The sequence below is a fragment of the Amycolatopsis sp. NPDC003676 genome, assembly GCF_053587275.1.
Genome location: NZ_JBSFNS010000021.1, coordinates 26,660 through 43,618 on the forward strand (window position 1 = coordinate 26,660; position 16,959 = coordinate 43,618).

A 16,959-nucleotide genomic window follows, 5' to 3' on the forward strand; every position below is an offset into this window, starting at 1 on the left:
AACTGAGGACTTAGTTACTCGTGTCCACTCCCCCCGGCCCCGCCGATTCCTGGCAGGAGGTCGACACCACCCCGATCAAGGCGGTCCCGGTCCGGCATTACGGACGCTGGATCGCCGGCGTGATCATCGTGTTCGTCGCGTTCATCGTGATCCGCAGTGTGGTCACGAACTCCGCGTTGCAGTGGCCGGTCGTCGGCCAGTACCTCTTCGACGGCCGGATCCTCAACGGCCTGCGGAACACGTTGCTGCTCACGGTGCTCTCGATGCTCATCGGCATTGTCGGCGGCGTACTGCTCGCGGTGATGCGGCTGTCGCCGAACCTGCTGATGTCGGGCGCGGCGTCGATCTACATCTGGCTGTTCCGCGGCACGCCGTTGATCGCTCAGCTGGTGATCTGGAACTTCCTGGCGCTGGCGTACCCGAAGATCGGACTCGGTATCCCGTTCGGGCCGACCTTCATCAGCTGGGACACGAACACGCTGATCAACCAGTTCGTCGCCTCGTTGCTGGGCCTCGGCCTCAACGAGGCGGCGTACATGGCGGAAATCGTCCGCGGCGGCCTCCAGTCCGTCGACAGCGGTCAGCTGGAAGCGTCGTCTGCGCTGGGCATGAGCCGGGGCAAGACCTTGCGCCGGATCATCCTGCCGCAGGCGATGCGGGTGATCATCCCGCCCACCGGCAACGAGACCATCTCGATGTTGAAGACCACGTCGCTGGTGGTCGTCATCGGATATTTCGAGCTGTTCGTGTCGGCGCAGACGATTTATTCGCAGAACTACAAAACCGTCCCGCTGCTGATCGTCGCGGCGACGTGGTACCTGTTCATGACGTCGGTGCTGACGGTCGTGCAGTATTACATCGAGCGGTATTTCGCCCGCGGCACTTCACGGGCAACCGCGCAGAAGAACAAGTGGGGAGCGCGAATGCTGGGCTTCCGCTTCGGCAGTGGCGGCAGCGGAAGCGGGGGTGCTCCGCAGTGACTCCCGTAGTTTCCGCCCAAAAGGTGTGCAAGAGCTTCGGCTCGCTCGACGTGCTGAAGGGCATCGACCTGGAAGTGCACGACCGAGAGGTGCTCTGCCTGATCGGCCCGTCCGGTTCCGGCAAGTCCACTTTGCTGCGCTGCATCAACCACCTGGAGAAAATCGACGCAGGCAGGCTCTACGTCGACGGAGTACTAGTCGGCTACCGCGAACGCGGCGGTCGCTTGCATGAGTTGCGGGACAAGGAAATCGCGGAACAGCGCAAGAACATCGGCATGGTGTTCCAGCGATTCAACCTGTTCCCGCACATGACAGCGTTGGAAAACGTCATGGAGGCCCCAGTCCAGGTCCGCCGCGAACCGCGGGGCCAGGTCCGGGAACGAGCGCTGGAACTGCTAGACCGCGTCGGCTTGGCCGACAAGGCCCGTTCCTATCCAGGTCAGCTTTCGGGTGGCCAGCAACAGCGCGTCGCCATCGCGCGGGCGCTGGCCATGCAACCGAAGCTGATGCTCTTCGACGAGCCAACGTCCGCTTTGGACCCAGAACTGGTGGGCGACGTGCTGGGCGTCATGCGCCAACTGGCGAAGGACGGCATGACGATGGTCGTGGTGACCCACGAAATGCAGTTCGCCCGCGAGGTAGCCGACAAGGTCTTCTTCATGGACGGCGGGGTTGTCGTCGAGTCCGGTTCTCCGGATGAGGTTATCGGCGACCCGAAGCATGAACGGACGAAGGCGTTTTTGGCTCGGGTTTTGAACCCGAACGCTTGAGTTGGGGAGGCCGCCCGGAGAATCTCCGGGCGGCCTTTTCTTTTATGCGGGGTGTGTGGACTTCAAGTACTCGATACCGAAACTGCCGATCTTAGTCGCGACACCGCATGGGTCGGAACGATGCGGGTTTCCGGTGTCCAGCCTGGTAATCACGGTGTAGAGAAGGTGTCGCGGACTCCGATTGCCAGCGTGCAAACTCCTTCTCCTTCGCCTCCTTGCGCATAGCTGACAGCTGGGTACCCCTCGACCTGCTTCGGGGTTACGGCGGCGCAAGGATCAGACTCAACTGCTGTAGTGCCGGTAATCGGCGTGGCCACGGCTGGTGCGCCATGTGACGGCAGCGTCTTACCAATGCTCGATGAGGGAAGTGCTGGGCTTGGCGGCGTGCCTGTCGAGCTGCATCCAGCCAGCCCGACAGCCACGAGCCCATCACGCCGAAGAGCGGGTGCACTGGGTTGCGCACGTCATTCACCTGTGCTGGATAAAACACACTGAACCTTTTGTCAGCGCTCAGAGCGCAACTCGCTCTCCAACTGCTGCAACTTCTTCGCCATCTCCTGCGGCCCAGCCCCAGCCAGACTGATCCATCCGGACTTGTCCACCCCGAACAGGATCCGCCCTTCCTCCATATCCGCCCACCCCGGCGGATTCTCGTTACGCCGCCGCTTCCCGCGACTGTCCCGGACCGCGACGTACAACCGTCCGAAATACGTATGCGGCTTATCGAGCCACTGCAACACTTGCTTGGCGTCCCGAATGCTCGGACTCGTCCGTCCAGACGGTTGTCCGCCGCTTTTGACCAGGTTCAGGTCCTCGTCGGAACAGTTAAGCGAGAGCACCCGCGCCGCCGGAGCCTCCGGCAGCAACGCGATGAACTCACGAACCAACGTATCCGCCGAACACGGTGCGATGTACAGCTTCTGGTTCACCGCAACAACAGTCGCCGCGTCCCGGCCGCTCGCCGCCGCGCGTACGGTTCGTTCGCCGCGCTCCGATTTGACCCACGAGTAGTACTCAATGCCCGGCCGCTGCAGCAAATGCATCGTCTCGACGACCTCGTCGCTCAGCCGTCCGCGTTGCATCAGACCGGAATTGTGCAGCTCGCGATCGGTGTCAGCAGCCAGCTGCCGGCGCTCGTCCGGCGAGTACCAGAGCGCACCGCGGACCAGCGTCGGGTGGATGTCGCCGAGATTCAGCCGCTCCAGCAGCACCTCGAAGGTCTGCAGGCTCAGCTCAACGGGCTTGCGCAGCACCGACTTTCCCTCCCCCTAGCCATTCCCGCTAAGCCCCGATAACCGGCGGCGTAGGCCGATTTCCGTCGTAACCCCCGAAAATCGAATCCGGGTCCTCTTCGGCGAGCAGGATCTTGCGCTGGTGCTCTTCGTCCTCGGGCCCTTTGCCGCCCTTGCCGCCGCCACCCATGCCGCCCATTCCGGGCTGACCCTTCGCTCCGGCCGCACCCGCACTGCCACCCATGGCGGGTCGACCCGCACTCTCGCCGAGCGCTCCGGCACCGGTGCCACCACCCACACCTCGGGGTCCGGCACCGCCCGCGCTGCCCGCACCACCAGAACCAGATCCCGACCCGCCTGGGCCGAAACCGCCACCACCGCCGCTAGTGGGCCCGAAACCCCCGCCGAACCCGGTGACCGGACCGAAACCGCCGTTCACCCCGCCGGTCCCGGGATTCCCGCCACCCGGCAACGATGACGGTGGCTGCCAAGTCTGCGGCGGAGGGATCGTCGGGTCAGCCCAAGCCGCCCGGGTGCTGTCATTCGGCGGCGATACGGGCGGAGCAACAGGCCCGCCATGCCCGGGTTGCGGAGGCACTGGCATGCCGGCCGCCCCGGGAGGAGCGGAGTAGGTGCTGGGCCCGCTGCTGTAATTGTGCGACGACCCGCCGCCGGACGAATGGTGGCCAGCGCTCGAGCCAACCCGCCCACTCGTCCCAGGTGTCGGCTGATCCGGGGTGATGCCGCCCGAGGACACGTTCGGATCGTGTGCGGCCGGATAGTCCATCGGCATCGTCTGGGTTCGCGGATCGGTGCTCAGCTGGTACTGGCCGTACGCCTCGACGTTCTTCTTGGTCTTGTCGTCGAACTCCGCGGCGGCGATCTCGTCGTCGCTCGCTCCGATCGAAACATAGTCCGTGAGCTTCTGATCGTCAGGCCTGCTCTCCGAGACTGGGACAACAGCGTTCTTCACGTAGTTGAACGCTGCCGACTGTTCCGCGATGGACTTCTGCATCGAGTCCATCTTTTCCGCGGCCAGGTGCGAGGTAGCGATCAACGGCGCGAGCCCGGCCTTGCCGGTCTCGGCGGCCTGCCCTTTCCAGAAGGAGTTGAGCGCCGCCTGGCTTTCGGTGAGCTTGTTGGCTACCTCGTTGTGAATGGATTTGAGGTCGCCGCAGCCGCCGCCCATCGCGTCCAGACCCGTGGTGTCGCCCGGGCTGTGGATCTGGTTGTAGATGTCATGACCGGTGAGCGCCATGTCACCCTGCCTTCAGGCGAGTGATCTCGGCGGCAGCCAGCTTCTCCGCCAGCCCGCACGGGTCGGCGACCGCGGGGCTTCCCGACCGCAGCTGGGTGTTGACGGTGTAGGTGAGGTCGTCGCGCACCCCCACTGCCAGCGCGCACGATCCGGTCCCCTCGTCGCCCTTGCTGTAGACGACCGACGGATAACCCAGCACCGGCGCGTGCGGCTTGAAAGTGGTCAGCCTGCCAGCTTGGTTCTCCAGGTAGAGGCTGTTGAGACCGCGCTTGTTGCCCGAGAAGAAGCCGGCGCTCACGTTGCCGCCGCTTCCATCGAACGTCCATTGGCAGGATTTGCCGACGATCGATTGAGCGACAGAGCTGCTTTTGACCTTGCCGCCTGCCTTTTCCACCTCAGAAGTCGGGAGAGCGGAGCAGGGATCCGCCTCGTACTGGGCGGTGTTGGTCAGCGGCACGGCGACCTTCGGGGCCAGCATGGCCTCCGACGGCTGCGAACTGGCTGGTGCCGGCGTCGGCTGCCCTCCGGTCGAGCCTCCTCCGCAAGCGGTCAGCAGTGTCGCGCTCGCGCCGGCGAGTACGAGCTGGCAGACGCTACGAATTCGCATTCAGTCGACCTTTCGGGTTCCGCGCAGCGCGTCGATCGCGGCGTGGTCCTGCTTCACGTACGCGGTTCGGATATCTTTCAGGGTTTGGACATACGAATCCAGGTAATCGACCGTGCCGCGAAGAAATTCGTTGTACGCGGTGGTGGCGCGGTCCGCCGCCTTCGAGTATTCCGTCGTGACGGTGTCCGAACCCGGCTGGCCGAGCTGCGCGAACTGAATCGCGATGGTCCGGGCCCGCGCGTACTCGTTGTCCAAGCTGTCCTCGAGCTGCTGGATCACCTTGTCCATCGCCTCGGGGTTGAATTCCCAGCCGCCGTTGGACGCGGCCGCCGCGAAGTCCGCTTTGGCCTGGCCCGACCCCAGAGCTCCGAAATTCGGCGGGGGCGGCGGCGGTGGAGGCGGCGGCGCGGCCGCGTTGGCTCCCGGGATCAACCCGGATCCGGGCGGCGGCGCGGTCGGGGCGGTCGAGATGATCTGGTTCTGGACGCCCTGCAGCCCGCTGTTCGTTCCGTCTGGCATGTCGTGCCTCCCCGCACGGGCCGCGGCTTCCTGGGTGCGGCCTACCCTCTGTTCTTGATCAGCTCCGGGACGTGACCATAGCAGGCACGAACCGCCCACGAGGGGATGTTCGGGCAAGATCGTCCGGTGCCGTGAATCGATCACGTAGTCGTCCGCGCGCGCAAAGTGACCAACCATCAGCACGAACACGCACTACTCCACCCGGCCCCTTGCTCATCCGCCGTTGATCCGATTCCCTGAGGACCGAACGATCGTGGGGAGAAGGGGCTCGTGCCGACCGATACGACCTTGCCGCCGCTTGATCCGTTTGCCGGGGTTCCCGACAAACGGTACGAGGTGAAGGCCGCGGACCTGCTCAAACCTGGTACCAGTGGCATCCTCCGCTGGAGACGGCAGGCCACGAACGCGCCGATCGTCCAGGTCGAGGACGCCTACATCACCGGCACGCTCGACCTCCGCGCCGCCGACCTCAATTTTCTCTTTCAATTCGAGCGCTGCCGCTTCGAGCATCCGCCGGACGTGCGTGAGGCGACGCTTCTCGGGCTCGTTTTCCGCAAATGCTGGCTTCCCGGACTAAGGGCGCGCAATTTGCGCAGCCGGAATGACGTGCGGCTGGTTCGCAGTGTCGTGGAAATCGCGGCGGATCAATTCGAGCTCGAGACCACCACCGTGCAGCGCGGGGACGATCGTGAGCGCGGGATGCCCAATGCGGCGGTCAATCTCACCGACGCGGTGATCGACGGGTCCGTCGTGCTCACCAGGACGACCATCAGCCATCCGCACGGCAAGGCGATTCAGGGCGACCGCCTGGTGATTACCGGTGCGCTGCTGGCATATCGGATGGTCGCCAAGGGCGAGGTGCGGCTGCCGGGCATGCGGACCGGCGGTAACGTCAACTTCTCGGGGGCCACGTTCGACAATCCGGATGGCTTCGCGTTCAACGGGAACGGGTTGCACATCGGCGGCAGTCTGCTGTGCGAGGTCGACAACTACGGGCCTGCCAGTGAGCGGAAAAGGTTCTCCGCCAAGGGTGTTCTCTATCTTCCCAGCGCCACTGTGGACAGTGACATCGTCATGCGCGAGGCGCGGCTTCAAGTGGACCAGCGCGGGCCGATCGCCGTGGACGCTTGGAAATCCGGGGATCCGTACCTTGATCCGCGACCGGCGTTGGTCGCGGACCGGCTCAAAGTGGACGGAAATCTCGAACTGTCCGACGGGCTAAGGGCATTCGGCACGCTGCGCATGGTCAACGCGCGCATCGGCGGGTCGCTCAGGCTCGCGGGCGCGGAGATCACCATGGTGCGCGGCCGCGCGACGCCGTACTACGACCGCGCGCTGCACCTCGACGGGTCCACGATCGGCGGTGACATCGAGGCCACCAATCTCCGGGTGCCGATCGGGCAGCTGCGGCTCGCGGACGTCACGGTCGGCGGCAACTTCCTCGCCTGGAATTCGATGTTCCTCCACCCCGGGCGTGACGTGTTTTCGGCCCGCAGAGCCAAAATCTCCGGCAATTTCCAGCTGACCGACGCCACCTTGCAGGGCACGCTCAGGCTGCAAGGCGCGGAAATCGGCGGCAGCGTGAACATGTTCGGCACGTTGCTCACCGAGCCAGGGCAACGGAAATCGAGCAGTTTCTCCCTCGACATCCGCACCGCGCGGATCGGCCGCGACGTCGTCCTGACTGAGGACAAGGACCGTCCGTTCCTGGCTGAGGGCGGTGTGAATCTCGACGGGGCGCAGATCGCCCGGCGGCTCGACATGAACGGCGCGAAGCTCGGATCTCTTGCCCCGCACGACATCGCGCTCGACGCCAGTGACGTCACCGCGGACGAGTTCGTCCTGTCCCCCGCCGAGCCGCCGACAGGATCGGTACGTCTCCGCCGGGCGCATTGCGGCGCGCTGGCTGACAACGAGGAGATCTGGAAAGCCACCGACGGTCTCGAACTCGAAGACTTCCGTTACGACGCACTGAAACACGGCATCGCCCTCGACGATGACAACGCACTAGATCACCGGATCGACCTGCTCCGCAAGGCAATGCGCGGCTACCGCCCAGGGCCGTACGACCAGCTGGCCGCGACCCTGCGCGCAGCCGGAAACGAAGAGCACGCCTCGACGGTCGCCCTGCGGAAGCAGCAGTTCCGCTACGAAGCGCTCGCCAAGGGCTTCAAGTTCTTCGGCCCCGGCGTCCGGCTATGGAGCTGGCTGCAGCGGTCGATGGTCGGCTACGGCTTCCGCCCGGTGCGCGCGCTCGGCTGGCTGCTCACCCTCCTGGTGCTCGGCAGCCTGTGGTTCGGCCTCGGCAAGGACGACTGCGTCAACGACCACACCGGCCGCTACATGACCAGCGGCCCGCGGTGCCTCGTCAACCAGCAAGACTCCGGGCTGCAGTGGAACCCGGTCATCTACACCGCAGACCTGCTGGTGCCGATCGTCGACTTCGGCAACAAGTCGCGCTGGTACATGCACGGCGCCGACAACTGGGTGGCGGCCGGGTTCACCGCGTCCGGCTGGATCCTCGCGACCACGGTCGCGGCGGGTGTCAGCCGAATGCTGCGCCGGGAGTCTTGAGTTTTTGGCTGTGTCTTTGGCGACGGCGGAGCCGGCGCCAAAGACACAAGCTCATTCCACGAACCGCGACCAGAATTCCACGATCCGGACGCCCGCCGGTTCCTCTCCCAGCGGCTCTCCGCCGAACTCGTGTCGCAGGTAGCTGCGCAGGTCCCAGCCGTAATAGACCACATCGGTCTGATACACCGACAAGACCGGATACCCGGACTCTCCAGGCGTCGCGGGCAGATACCGATGCCCGCATACCGGCACCAGCTGCGGCACCGTCGCCAGGTGTCGTCGCGCGACTGCCAGCGCGTTGCACATCGACCGCGGCCGGGTGCCCCATTCGGGCAGCCACAGGTCGTTGTTCTCCACGTCGTACAGGACGCCGTCGACTGGCCAGTCGAGGCGTTTGCGCAGCTGGTCCGGGTCGCCGTGGCGCCAATCCGGCCAGCGGTCGCCGATCGGGACGCCCGCGGTGAGGAAAATCCGGTGGTCGTCGGAAAAGGCGAAGCCGAACTGGTCCTCGACGTCGCTCAGTTCGGCGGGCGTGAGGCCAGGCCGCAAGGGCTCGCCGAGATTCTGCTGCAGGATGCGGGCCTCCTCCACGGTGAAGGCTTCGGCCGGCTGAACGGGTGCCATGCCCGAAGCGTACGTAGCGCCCGGCCGCGTCCGCGCGCCCTTTTTTGCCCGGAATGGGCTCCCTCGCCGGGGTGAGGTTCTTCTCTCCGGCCGTGGTTGACGGAACACCGAGTGACCGGATGTAGTTCACTCCTCCCGTGACTTCCTCACCGCAAGCCCGGCAAGCTCGCGTACGCGCGCCCGAGCTGACCGGCGACGTCTGGCTCAACACCGGCGGACGCCGGCTCACTCTGGCGGAACTGCGCGGACGCGTGGTGCTGCTGGACTTCTGGACCAGCGGCTGCATCAACTGCCTGCACGTTCTCGACGAACTGCGTCCGCTGGAACAGGAATTCGCGGATGTCCTGGTCACGGTGGGGGTGCACTCGCCGAAGTTCAGCCGCGAGGGCGAGCGCACGTCGATCGAGGCCGCGGTGCGCCGGTACGAGGTGCACCATCCCGTGGTCAACGACCCGAAGATGGAGCTGTGGTCGCAGTACGCCGTGCGGGCGTGGCCGACGCTGGTCGTCGTGGACCCTGAGGGGTACGTCGTGCACGTCGCGGCCGGTGAGGGCCATGGCGAGGCGCTACGCCGCGTGATCGCCGACCTCGTCGCCAAGCATGAGGCGAAGGGCACGCTCCGGCGCGGCGGTAGCCCGTACGTGCCGGTCGAGGAGCAGCGCACCGAACTGCGGTTCCCCAGCAAGGCCGTCGTCACCGCTGGTGGCCGGATTCTGGTGGCGGACACCGGACATCACTCGATCGTCGAGTTCGCTTCCGACGGCGAGACCGTCATCCGCCGCTTCGGCAGCGGCGTTCGCGGGACGCAGGACGGGCCGTTCGACCTGGCGCAGTTCGCCGAACCGGCCGGGATCGCCTTGCTGCCCAACGAAGTCGCCGAGCGCGCCGGGTATCACGCGATCGTCGCCGACACCGCCGGGCACCGCCTGCGCGGCCTGGACCTCAACACCGGCGAGGTGAAAACCGTTGCCGGAACCGGGAAACAGTGGCGCGACGGCACCGACACCGGCAAAGCGCTGGACATCGACCTCACCAGCCCCTGGGACGTCACGTGGTGGGCCCCCGCGGGCGGTGTCGTCGTCGCGATGGCCGGAAACCACACGCTGAGCGTGTTCGACCCGGCCTCGGGCACCATCCGCCGGTTCGCCGGCACCACCGTCGAGGGCCTGCGCGACGGCGACGTGCACGAGGCGTTCTTCGCCCAGCCGTCCGGATTCGCCGTGGACGGGCAGAAACTGTGGTTCGTCGACGCGGAAACCTCCGCCCTGCGCTGGATCGAACCGGCGGGCGAGTCGTTCGCCGTGCACACCGCGGTCGGCACGGACCTGTTCACCTTCGGCCACGCCGACGGCCCGTCCGACCAGGCGCTGCTGCAGCATCCGCTCGGGCTCGCCGTGCTGTCCGACGGCCGGGTCGCGATCGCCGACACCTACAACGGCGCGATCCGCCGCTATGACCCGTTCACCCGCGACGTCACGACGCTCGCGACCGGGTTCGCCGAACCGCAAGGACTGGTGCGCCACGACGGCGAGCTGTACGTCGTGGAGTCGGCGGGCAACCGGGTTACCCCGCTCGGGGGCAATGGCCAGGCGTCCGCCGTGGCAGGCAAGCGCCAAGCCGTACAGCGTCCGCCGACCGTGCTCGCGCCCGGCGAGGTCGAGTTTTCCGTCGTCTTCACCCCGCCGCCCGGCGAAAAGCTCGACGAGCGCTACGGGCCGTCGACGCGGCTGGAGATCACCGCGTCGCCGCCGGAACTGCTCGCCGACGGAGCCGGGGTCGGAACTGACCTCGTGCGGCGTATCAAGTTCGCCGAAGGCGCGACCGAAGGTGTGTTGCAGGTAGTGGCGCAGGCCGCGAGCTGCGACGACGGCGGCGAGCACCCGGCGTGCCGGATCACCCGGCAGGACTGGGGCGTCCCGGTGCGTTTCGAGAGCGGAGGAGGGAAGGCGCTGAGCCTGATGATGGCGGGCGAGCCCAAGGCTGCGGCAACCGGTCAGTAGCATGGCCGGCGTGCCGGACACGCCGAAGCTCGAGATCCAGATGCTGCACGACCGCGTCCTCGTGCGGTTGTCGCAGGAGGAAGGCGAGCGTCGCAGCAGCGGCGGCATCGTGATTCCCGCCACCGCGCAAGTCGCGCGCAGGCTGGTTTGGGGTGATGTACTGGGTGTCGGCAACAGCGTGCGGAACGTCAAGCACGGCGACCGGGTGCTCTTCAATCCGGAGGACCAGCTCGAGGTCGAGATCCAGGGCGAAGGCCACCTGGTGATGCGCGAACGCGACATCCACGCGGTGGCCACGGAGCGGACCGAACACGGCACGGGGCTGTACCTGTAGCTCCCGTACCAGGGGAGGCAGGCGTTGCGTGAAGAAGACCGTTCGTCGGCTTTCGCCGACGACCTGCTGAGCGACGAGCTGCTGGACGACCCCGCCCTGGCCAGCGAATCCGATCTGGCCACGGAGATCTTCGCGGTGGCCGACGCGCCCCCGCCGCCGGACACGCCCTTCCGCCGTTTCCGCAAACGTGTCGGCCGCACGTTCATGATCGTCGGCTGTCTGCTCGGGCTGTTCGTGCTGCTCTACACGATCGACCTGATGACCAGCGCCGGCGACGTGCCGCGCGGCGTGCAGGTGGCGGGCATCGACGTCGGCGACCTGTCCTACGCCGAGGCCGAAGCCAAGCTGCACAGCGAACTCCAGCCCCGGCTGACCCGTCCGGTGGCGATCCACGCCGGTGACGTCACCGGGACACTCGTGCCCGCGGACTCCGGCCTCGGCCTCGATTGGCCGGGCACGCTCGCCCAGGCCGGGCATCAGCCGTGGAGCCCGGTCACGCGGCTGCTGTCTTTCTTCACCACCCGCGAGGTGGGCGTCGTGACGCGCAGCGACCAGCTCGAGGTGACCGATGCGGTACAGCAGCTCGCCGGGAAGCAGCTCAACCATCCGCTGGTCGAGGGCAGCATCGGGTTCACGCCGAAGGAATCGGACGGCGTCACCGCGTACGCGGTCGAGCCGCGGCAGGGCCAGGAGCTGGCCGACGTCCCGGCCGCTGTGCAAACCGTGGTGGCGGACTGGCTTTCGCCGCGCGGGGTCACGCTGAAGATGGCCGTGACCCCGGCCAAGACCACCTCCGCCGACGTGCACCGCTTGCTGGACACCGTGGTCGCGCCCGCGGTCGCCTCGCCGGTCGTGCTGCACGGGCAGGGCAAGGACAGCACGCTGCAGCCATCGGCGATCGCGTCGTCGTTCCAGTTCCAGCCGAACGGCGGCGGCGGTCTCGAACTGCGGATCGATCAGGAGAAACTGCGCAAGGCCGTCCAGCCGGACCTGGCGTCCACCGAGACGAACAGCAAGGACGCGCAGATCAGCCTCGACTCCGGTGTCCCGACCGTCACGCCGTCCGAAGACGGGCGAAAGATCAACTGGGCCAACACTTTCAAATCCCTCACCGACGTGCTCGCGAAGCCGTCCGGCCGCGATCTGCCGGTCGCCTACGACCAGAAACACCCGACGCTGACCACCGACGGTGCGAACGCGCTGGGCGTCAAGGAGGTCATCGGCGAGTACACCACCGGCGGGCTCAGCGGACCGGCCGCGGACAACGTCGCCACGCTCGCCGGACGCATCAACGGCGTCATCGTGAAACCGGGAGAATCGTTCAGCCTCAACGACTATCGCGGCGGCGGTTACGCGTCCGCGCCGGTCGACGAGGACGGCACCGGCCCGGCGGTATCCGGCGGCGGCCTGTCGCAGCTTTCGTCCACTTTGTACAACGCGGCTTACCTGGCCGGCCTCGGCGACGGCGGCCACGCGGCGCACGACCACTTCATCAACCGCTACCCGGCGGGCCGCGACGCGGTGGCGGTGGACAGCTCGGGCAACGCCGTGGACCTCAAGCTGGCCAACAACGATCCGACCGGATTCGCGATCCAGGCGAGCGCCAGCGGCGGGTCGGTGACAGTGAAGATCTGGGGTACCAAGCACTTCCGGGTCGAAGGCCGCAGCGGCGCGCCGTCGAATCAGGTGTCGCCGCCGGTTCAGCTCGGGCCTGGTCCGGACGGCCAGTGTCACGCCTCGCCGGGCGCGTCCGGGTTCACGGTCAGCGACACCCGGGTGTTCTACGACCTGGCCAGCGGCGGTGAGGTCCGCGAGGAAAGCCGCAGCACGACGTACTCGCCGCAGCCGATCGTCATTTGCTGAGCCGGGCCGGGGCTTTCGACCGCCACGACTCGGTGAGCAGCTCCCGCAGCTGCTGCGGATCGACGCGGTCGAGGTCCACGAGGATCGAGCCGTGACCGTCGTAGTGCGGCGTGGTGAAGAACGCCGGATCACCCGATGCGAGCAGCGCGGCCTTCTCGTCGAGGCCGACGAACAGCACCAGCCCGCCCTCGGCCTCGCTGCGCAGCCGCGCGTAACCCTTGCCCGCCACCTTCAGCGCGGGCGTGCGGTACCAGGTCGCCACCTCGGTCTCGGCCAGCTCCTCCTGCGCCCACGCGGTCACGTCGTCCCAGGTCATCGTCATGCCGACCATCGTGCCCCGCCTTCGCCGCGCTGTCTTGGAGAAACGAGAGGAGCCCCCGCCCGGGGTGGGCGAGGGCTCCTTGCGGAGCTACTGAGTTACGGAGTCGCGGTGATCCGGTCCGCGGGCGGCGGAGCGATGCCCGGGTGCGCGCCGAGGTAGGCGATGAACGCGTCCAGGTCCACCGGCCCGCCAGCCAGGTCGGTGCCCTTCTTGAACTCGGTGAACCCGTCCCCGCCAGCGGCGAGGAAGTTGTTCACCGACACCCGGTACTTGGCCGCCGGGTCGACCGCCGTGCCGTTGACCGTGATGTTCGAAACCCGCGAGCCGACCGGAGCCGCCGCCGAGTACGTGTAGTGCAGCGACTTCGAGATCTGCAGGATCTTGGTGCCGCCCGGCTGGCCCCACTGCTGTTCCAGCACGCTCTTCAGGTTCGCGCCGGTGAGCGTGATCGTCTGCATGATGTTCGAGAACGGCTGCACGGTGAACGCCTCGCCGTAGGTCACGACGCCGTCGCCTTCACCGGCCGACGACGACTTGTACGTCAGGTCGGCGCGGATGCCGCCCGGGTTCGTCATCGCGATCACGGCGTTGTTGGACTTGGTCCCTTCGAGCTGAGCGTCGGCGATCACGTCGCCGAGCGGCGATTCGCCGGACGGCCCGCCCGCCGCGGGCAGGTCCGCGGTAATGGTGCCGACCTGCTTGTTCGCGATCGGCGCGGCCTTCGTCTTGGCCTCGTCGACGAGCTTCGTCACGGCCGGGTCCGGCGTGACGTCGCGGGTGACGATCTCGTTGTGCGCCTTGGTCTGCGACCGGACGACGTCGCGCGTGCGGCGGTCGATCTTCAGGTCCACCACCGACAGCAGCCGGCCGAACGACGCGCCCTGGATCACCGGACGCGGCTGGCCGGCCGGGTCGTTGATGACGCAGTTGTACTGCTGGTGGCTGTGCGCGGTGAAGATCGCGTCGACCTTCGGCGTCACGTTCTTCGCGATGGTCGCCGCAGCACCGTCCGGCTGGACCTTGCAGTCGTTCGGACCCGCGCCGGGCAAAGCCTCGTCGCCCTGGTGCAGCAGCACGACCTGGGCCTTCACGCCGAGCCGGTCGAGGATGTTCGCGGTGCGGTTGATCGCCTCGACCTCGTCGCCGAACTTGAGGCCCTTGATGGCTTCCGGCGTCACGACCGACGGGAGGTCCTTGAGCGTCGCGCCGATGACCCCGACCGGAACGCCGCCGGAGTACTGGATGCTGAACGGCAGCAGCGCGGGCAGCCCGTTGTCGAAGTACACATTGGACCCGAGCAGCGGGAAGCGCGCGCCGTCATAACTCTTGCGGAACTGGCAGCCGTCGGTCTTGTTGCAGCCGCCGAACTGCATGCGCAGCAGTTCCTGGTAGCCCTCGTCGAACTCGTGGTTGCCCACCACGGACGCCTTCACGCCGAGTTCGTTGAGGAAGTCCATGGTCGGTTCGTCGTGGAACAGCGCCGAGATCACCGGCGACGCGCCGATGTTGTCGCCCGAGGACAGCACCATCGAATTGCGCACCTGCGCTTCGAGTTGCTTGACGTGCGTCGCGAGGTAGGCCGCGCCGCCCGCGTCCACCTTGGACCCGTCCGGGAGCGTGATCCGGCCGCTCGACCCCGACGGCGGTTCGAGGTTTCCGTGCAGGTCGTTGAACGCGATGATCCGGACATCAGCGGTCTGTGCGGCCTCGGCGGGCGCGCTCGTGACGGCCACGGTGGCCACTGCGGCCGCGGCGGTGGCCGCGAGCCGGGTGAAGAGCTTCATGTTTCCTCCGGTGTTCGCGCCCGCTTGACCCCTGATGCGGACGCCCGGCGAAGCAGTCTGCCCAAATCGGACGGTCCTGACCAGGGCAGAACGGTCGGTAGCGGAGGAAAGTTTCGGTAACGTTCGTCCCCCGTCCGCCGATCTGTGCGTTGGGTGCCGAGGGGGACAAATGGAACTGAAGCTCGTCGTGCTGGTGCTCGGCGTGGTCGTCTTGCTGATCGCGGGCACCGTCTTCGCGGCCTGGCGCTCGGAGCGGGCGGAACGGGACGACGAACCGCCCTCGCGCGAGCGCTGACCGATCGGTCGGCGAGCACTCGGCCATCTGGCCGACCCGTGGTCCAGACCGTCCGGCTCTTCGACCGAAGTGCGCGCACGGGAAGATCCATAGCGTTCTGGGTATGACGAACGCACAGGTCACCGCCCTGCAGTACGGGTTCATCGGGTTCCTCGCCGTATGGGCGACGATCCTGATCCCGCAGCTCGTACTCCAGTTCGCGCGCCACGGCCGTTTGCGGCTGCGCAGCCTGGTGACCACCGCGGCGGTCGTGTTCTACGCGTGCATGGCGCTGGCGGTCGTCTTCCTGCCGCTGCCCGGCCCGAACAGCAGGCGGCTCGAGCAGACCGTGCAACTGGAGCCGTTCCAGTGGATCGCGGACATCCACACCGAACTGGTAAAGCACGGCCTCTCGGCGGCGGACTGGTTCACCACACAGACCTTCCAGCAGGCCGCGATGAACGTGCTCTTGTTCGTCCCGCTCGGCTTCTTCGCCCGGGTGCTGTGGCGCCGCGGCCTGGTGGGCGCGGTGGCGATCGGTTTCGCGGCCTCACTGGCCGTCGAGATCACCCAGCTCACCGCGAACTTCGGGACCGCGCCGTTCGTCTACCGGATTTTCGACGTCGACGACCTCATGACCAACACGGTCGGGGCCGGATTCGGCTGGCTGGCCGGCGCGCTGCTGCTCGCCCTCCGGCCGATCTCTTCAACCCTCCGCGTGGAGCCTGCCCGGAGCGAGCGGATCGACCTCGCCAAGACGCGCTAACCGGGCTCGTCTCGCGATCGCGGCTTGGCGCGCCGCGCGGCGGTCTTCCAGGATCACGATCAGCGAGGCTATGGCGATGATCAGTGCTACTAGGCCGAGCACTAGCCATAGTTGCATGTGCTCTCCTCATCGACGCCGTTGTGCGAGAGATCACACAGGCTACCGATCCCGGCGCCGGGTTGGCTACCCCGCGCCGGGAGTTTGTCGCGGCCCAGCGCCTCGGCCCCGCCGCCCAGCGTGCCGGAAACTGAACCCATGCCCGCGAAACCCACCAAGGCCGAACAAGCCGCCGCGCACGGAGTCACCATCCCGGACGTCCTGGCCCCCAACCTGAACGTGCTGTTCTGCGGCATCAACCCCGGCCTCTACTCCGGCGCGCTCGGCCTCCACTTCGCCCGGCCCGGCAACCGCTTCTGGCCAGCGCTGCACGCCAGCGGCTTCACCCCTCGCCAGCTGGACCCGAGCGAACAAGACCAGCTCCTCGCCCTGGGCCTCGGCATCACCAACGTCGTAGCCCGAACCACCGCCCGCGCCGACGAGCTGACCGACGACGAACTCCGCGAAGGCGGCGAGATCCTCGCCAAGAAGGTCCGCAAGTACCGCCCGCGCTGGCTTGCAGTGGTCGGAATCACCGCTTACCGCGTCGCGTTCGGCGATCGCCGCGCCGCCGTCGGGCCGCAGGACCGGACAATTGGGACAACGAAGGTCTGGCTGCTGCCCAATCCGAGCGGTTTGAACGCCCACTGGACGCCGAAAACCCTCGCGGAGGAGTTCGGTCGGCTGCGCGCACGGGCGGTCATCGGAGATTCACCCGAGCAGTTAAACCCTCAGTAGAGCTAACCCACTTGGGCGGACCCTCGCTGCGCCGTTCTCCCGCATTTCGGGGGCACTTTTCTACTGAGAGTTTGCTGCGACCAGCCGTTACGGCCATGAGGGGGAAACCGCGTCACAAGCCGCTCTCGGCGGAGTCGAACCAGGGACAAGGTGTCGTTCCCGGCCGGTTCCGGCAGGGGGGACCGGCGGGCACGCCGAGGGGGCGTGCCAGTCACCGG

General features: G+C 67.1%; 16 protein-coding genes. 9 read left to right on the forward strand and 7 right to left on the reverse strand.

Features of this window, described 5'->3' with window-relative positions:
* Positions 1–20: 20 nt before the first annotated feature.
* Together ACWDNU_RS15790 and ACWDNU_RS15795 are read left to right on the forward strand one after the other, a co-directional pair.
* The gene (locus tag ACWDNU_RS15790; RefSeq protein ID WP_449669343.1) at positions 21–980 is read left to right on the forward strand and encodes an amino acid ABC transporter permease; all 960 of its coding nucleotides are present in this window, start codon (positions 21–23) and stop codon (positions 978–980) included.
* Entirely contained in the window at positions 977–1,750 is a 774-nt protein-coding gene (locus tag ACWDNU_RS15795; protein ID WP_370932951.1) for an amino acid ABC transporter ATP-binding protein, read from the forward strand. Before ACWDNU_RS15790 ends, ACWDNU_RS15795 begins: the two co-directional genes overlap by 4 nt.
* 503 nt (positions 1,751–2,253) lie before the next feature.
* Here the strand turns inward: ACWDNU_RS15795 and ACWDNU_RS15800 are convergent.
* From ACWDNU_RS15800 to ACWDNU_RS15815, 4 genes are read right to left on the reverse strand one after another with little or no spacing between them, the layout of a single operon-like run.
* Complete coding sequence (locus tag ACWDNU_RS15800; RefSeq protein WP_449669344.1) at positions 2,254–3,003, reverse strand: ESX secretion-associated protein EspG; 750 nt, start codon at positions 3,001–3,003, stop codon at positions 2,254–2,256.
* A gap of 28 nt (positions 3,004–3,031) precedes the next feature.
* Positions 3,032–4,240: a hypothetical protein gene (locus tag ACWDNU_RS15805; RefSeq protein ID WP_449669345.1), complete on the reverse strand. Its 1,209-nt coding sequence runs from the start codon at positions 4,238–4,240 to the stop codon at positions 3,032–3,034.
* A gap of 1 nt (position 4,241) precedes the next feature.
* Positions 4,242–4,847: a DUF3558 domain-containing protein gene (locus tag ACWDNU_RS15810; RefSeq protein ID WP_449669346.1), complete on the reverse strand. Its 606-nt coding sequence runs from the start codon at positions 4,845–4,847 to the stop codon at positions 4,242–4,244.
* Complete coding sequence (locus tag ACWDNU_RS15815; protein ID WP_449669347.1) at positions 4,848–5,555, reverse strand: hypothetical protein; 708 nt, start codon at positions 5,553–5,555, stop codon at positions 4,848–4,850.
* 81 nt (positions 5,556–5,636) lie between these two features.
* On the opposite strand from ACWDNU_RS15815, the gene ACWDNU_RS15820 reads away from it, so the two are divergent.
* Complete coding sequence (locus ACWDNU_RS15820; protein WP_370932959.1) at positions 5,637–7,940, forward strand: oxidoreductase; 2,304 nt, start codon at positions 5,637–5,639, stop codon at positions 7,938–7,940.
* A gap of 51 nt (positions 7,941–7,991) precedes the next feature.
* Here the strand turns inward: ACWDNU_RS15820 and ACWDNU_RS15825 are convergent, their stop codons facing one another.
* Positions 7,992–8,564 carry a hypothetical protein gene (locus ACWDNU_RS15825; RefSeq protein WP_449669348.1) on the reverse strand — a complete coding sequence of 191 codons (573 nt, stop codon included), beginning with the start codon at positions 8,562–8,564 and terminating at the stop codon, positions 7,992–7,994.
* A 137-nt stretch (positions 8,565–8,701) separates the two neighbouring features.
* On the opposite strand from ACWDNU_RS15825, the gene ACWDNU_RS15830 reads away from it, so the two are divergent.
* Genes ACWDNU_RS15830 through ACWDNU_RS15840 form a run of 3 tightly spaced genes read left to right on the forward strand, consistent with a single transcriptional unit; the run spans position 8,702 to position 12,761 of the window.
* Entirely contained in the window at positions 8,702–10,564 is a 1,863-nt protein-coding gene (locus ACWDNU_RS15830) for a thioredoxin-like domain-containing protein (protein WP_449669349.1), read from the forward strand.
* 1 nt (position 10,565) lies between these two features.
* The gene (locus ACWDNU_RS15835; protein ID WP_116199430.1) at positions 10,566–10,898 is read left to right on the forward strand and encodes a GroES family chaperonin; all 333 of its coding nucleotides are present in this window, start codon (positions 10,566–10,568) and stop codon (positions 10,896–10,898) included.
* Positions 10,899–10,922: 24 nt separating this feature from the next.
* Positions 10,923–12,761, forward strand: a complete 1,839-nt coding sequence (locus ACWDNU_RS15840) for a VanW family protein (protein ID WP_449669350.1) — start codon at positions 10,923–10,925, stop codon at positions 12,759–12,761.
* Here the strand turns inward: ACWDNU_RS15840 and ACWDNU_RS15845 are convergent.
* Positions 12,751–13,092 carry an MmcQ/YjbR family DNA-binding protein gene (locus ACWDNU_RS15845; RefSeq protein ID WP_370932965.1) on the reverse strand — a complete coding sequence of 114 codons (342 nt, stop codon included), beginning with the start codon at positions 13,090–13,092 and terminating at the stop codon, positions 12,751–12,753. The genes ACWDNU_RS15840 and ACWDNU_RS15845 overlap by 11 nt on opposite strands.
* 86 nt (positions 13,093–13,178) lie before the next feature.
* The gene (locus tag ACWDNU_RS15850; protein ID WP_449669351.1) at positions 13,179–14,867 is read right to left on the reverse strand and encodes a bifunctional metallophosphatase/5'-nucleotidase; all 1,689 of its coding nucleotides are present in this window, start codon (positions 14,865–14,867) and stop codon (positions 13,179–13,181) included.
* A 169-nt stretch (positions 14,868–15,036) separates the two neighbouring features.
* On the opposite strand from ACWDNU_RS15850, the gene ACWDNU_RS15855 reads away from it, so the two are divergent.
* The 3 genes from ACWDNU_RS15855 to mug all read left to right on the forward strand — a co-directional run bounded on the left by ACWDNU_RS15855 (position 15,037) and on the right by mug (position 16,741).
* Positions 15,037–15,162 carry a hypothetical protein gene (locus tag ACWDNU_RS15855; protein ID WP_370932968.1) on the forward strand — a complete coding sequence of 42 codons (126 nt, stop codon included), beginning with the start codon at positions 15,037–15,039 and terminating at the stop codon, positions 15,160–15,162.
* 103 nt (positions 15,163–15,265) lie between these two features.
* Positions 15,266–15,907 carry a VanZ family protein gene (locus tag ACWDNU_RS15860; protein WP_370932969.1) on the forward strand — a complete coding sequence of 214 codons (642 nt, stop codon included), beginning with the start codon at positions 15,266–15,268 and terminating at the stop codon, positions 15,905–15,907.
* A gap of 255 nt (positions 15,908–16,162) precedes the next feature.
* Positions 16,163–16,741, forward strand: coding sequence for a G/U mismatch-specific DNA glycosylase (gene mug, locus ACWDNU_RS15865; RefSeq protein ID WP_449669352.1), 579 nt, complete (start codon positions 16,163–16,165; stop codon positions 16,739–16,741).
* Positions 16,742–16,959: the final 218 nt, after the last annotated feature.

What these genes read in the sequence shown, in the direction of transcription:
- ACWDNU_RS15810 (WP_449669346.1), bottom strand. Translation starts at nt 4,847, where the DNA reads ATGCGAATTCGTAGCGTCTGCCAGCTCGTACTCGCCGGCGCGAGCGCG.
- ACWDNU_RS15845 (WP_370932965.1), bottom strand. Translation starts at nt 13,092, where the DNA reads ATGGTCGGCATGACGATGACCTGGGACGACGTGACCGCGTGGGCGCAG.
- ACWDNU_RS15835 (WP_116199430.1), top strand. Translation starts at nt 10,566, where the DNA reads ATGGCCGGCGTGCCGGACACGCCGAAGCTCGAGATCCAGATGCTGCAC.
- ACWDNU_RS15805 (WP_449669345.1), bottom strand. Translation starts at nt 4,240, where the DNA reads ATGGCGCTCACCGGTCATGACATCTACAACCAGATCCACAGCCCGGGC.
- ACWDNU_RS15850 (WP_449669351.1), bottom strand. Translation starts at nt 14,867, where the DNA reads ATGAAGCTCTTCACCCGGCTCGCGGCCACCGCCGCGGCCGCAGTGGCC.
- ACWDNU_RS15825 (WP_449669348.1), bottom strand. Translation starts at nt 8,564, where the DNA reads ATGGCACCCGTTCAGCCGGCCGAAGCCTTCACCGTGGAGGAGGCCCGC.
- mug (WP_449669352.1), top strand. Translation starts at nt 16,163, where the DNA reads ATGCCCGCGAAACCCACCAAGGCCGAACAAGCCGCCGCGCACGGAGTC.
- ACWDNU_RS15860 (WP_370932969.1), top strand. Translation starts at nt 15,266, where the DNA reads ATGACGAACGCACAGGTCACCGCCCTGCAGTACGGGTTCATCGGGTTC.
- ACWDNU_RS15855 (WP_370932968.1), top strand. Translation starts at nt 15,037, where the DNA reads ATGGAACTGAAGCTCGTCGTGCTGGTGCTCGGCGTGGTCGTCTTGCTG.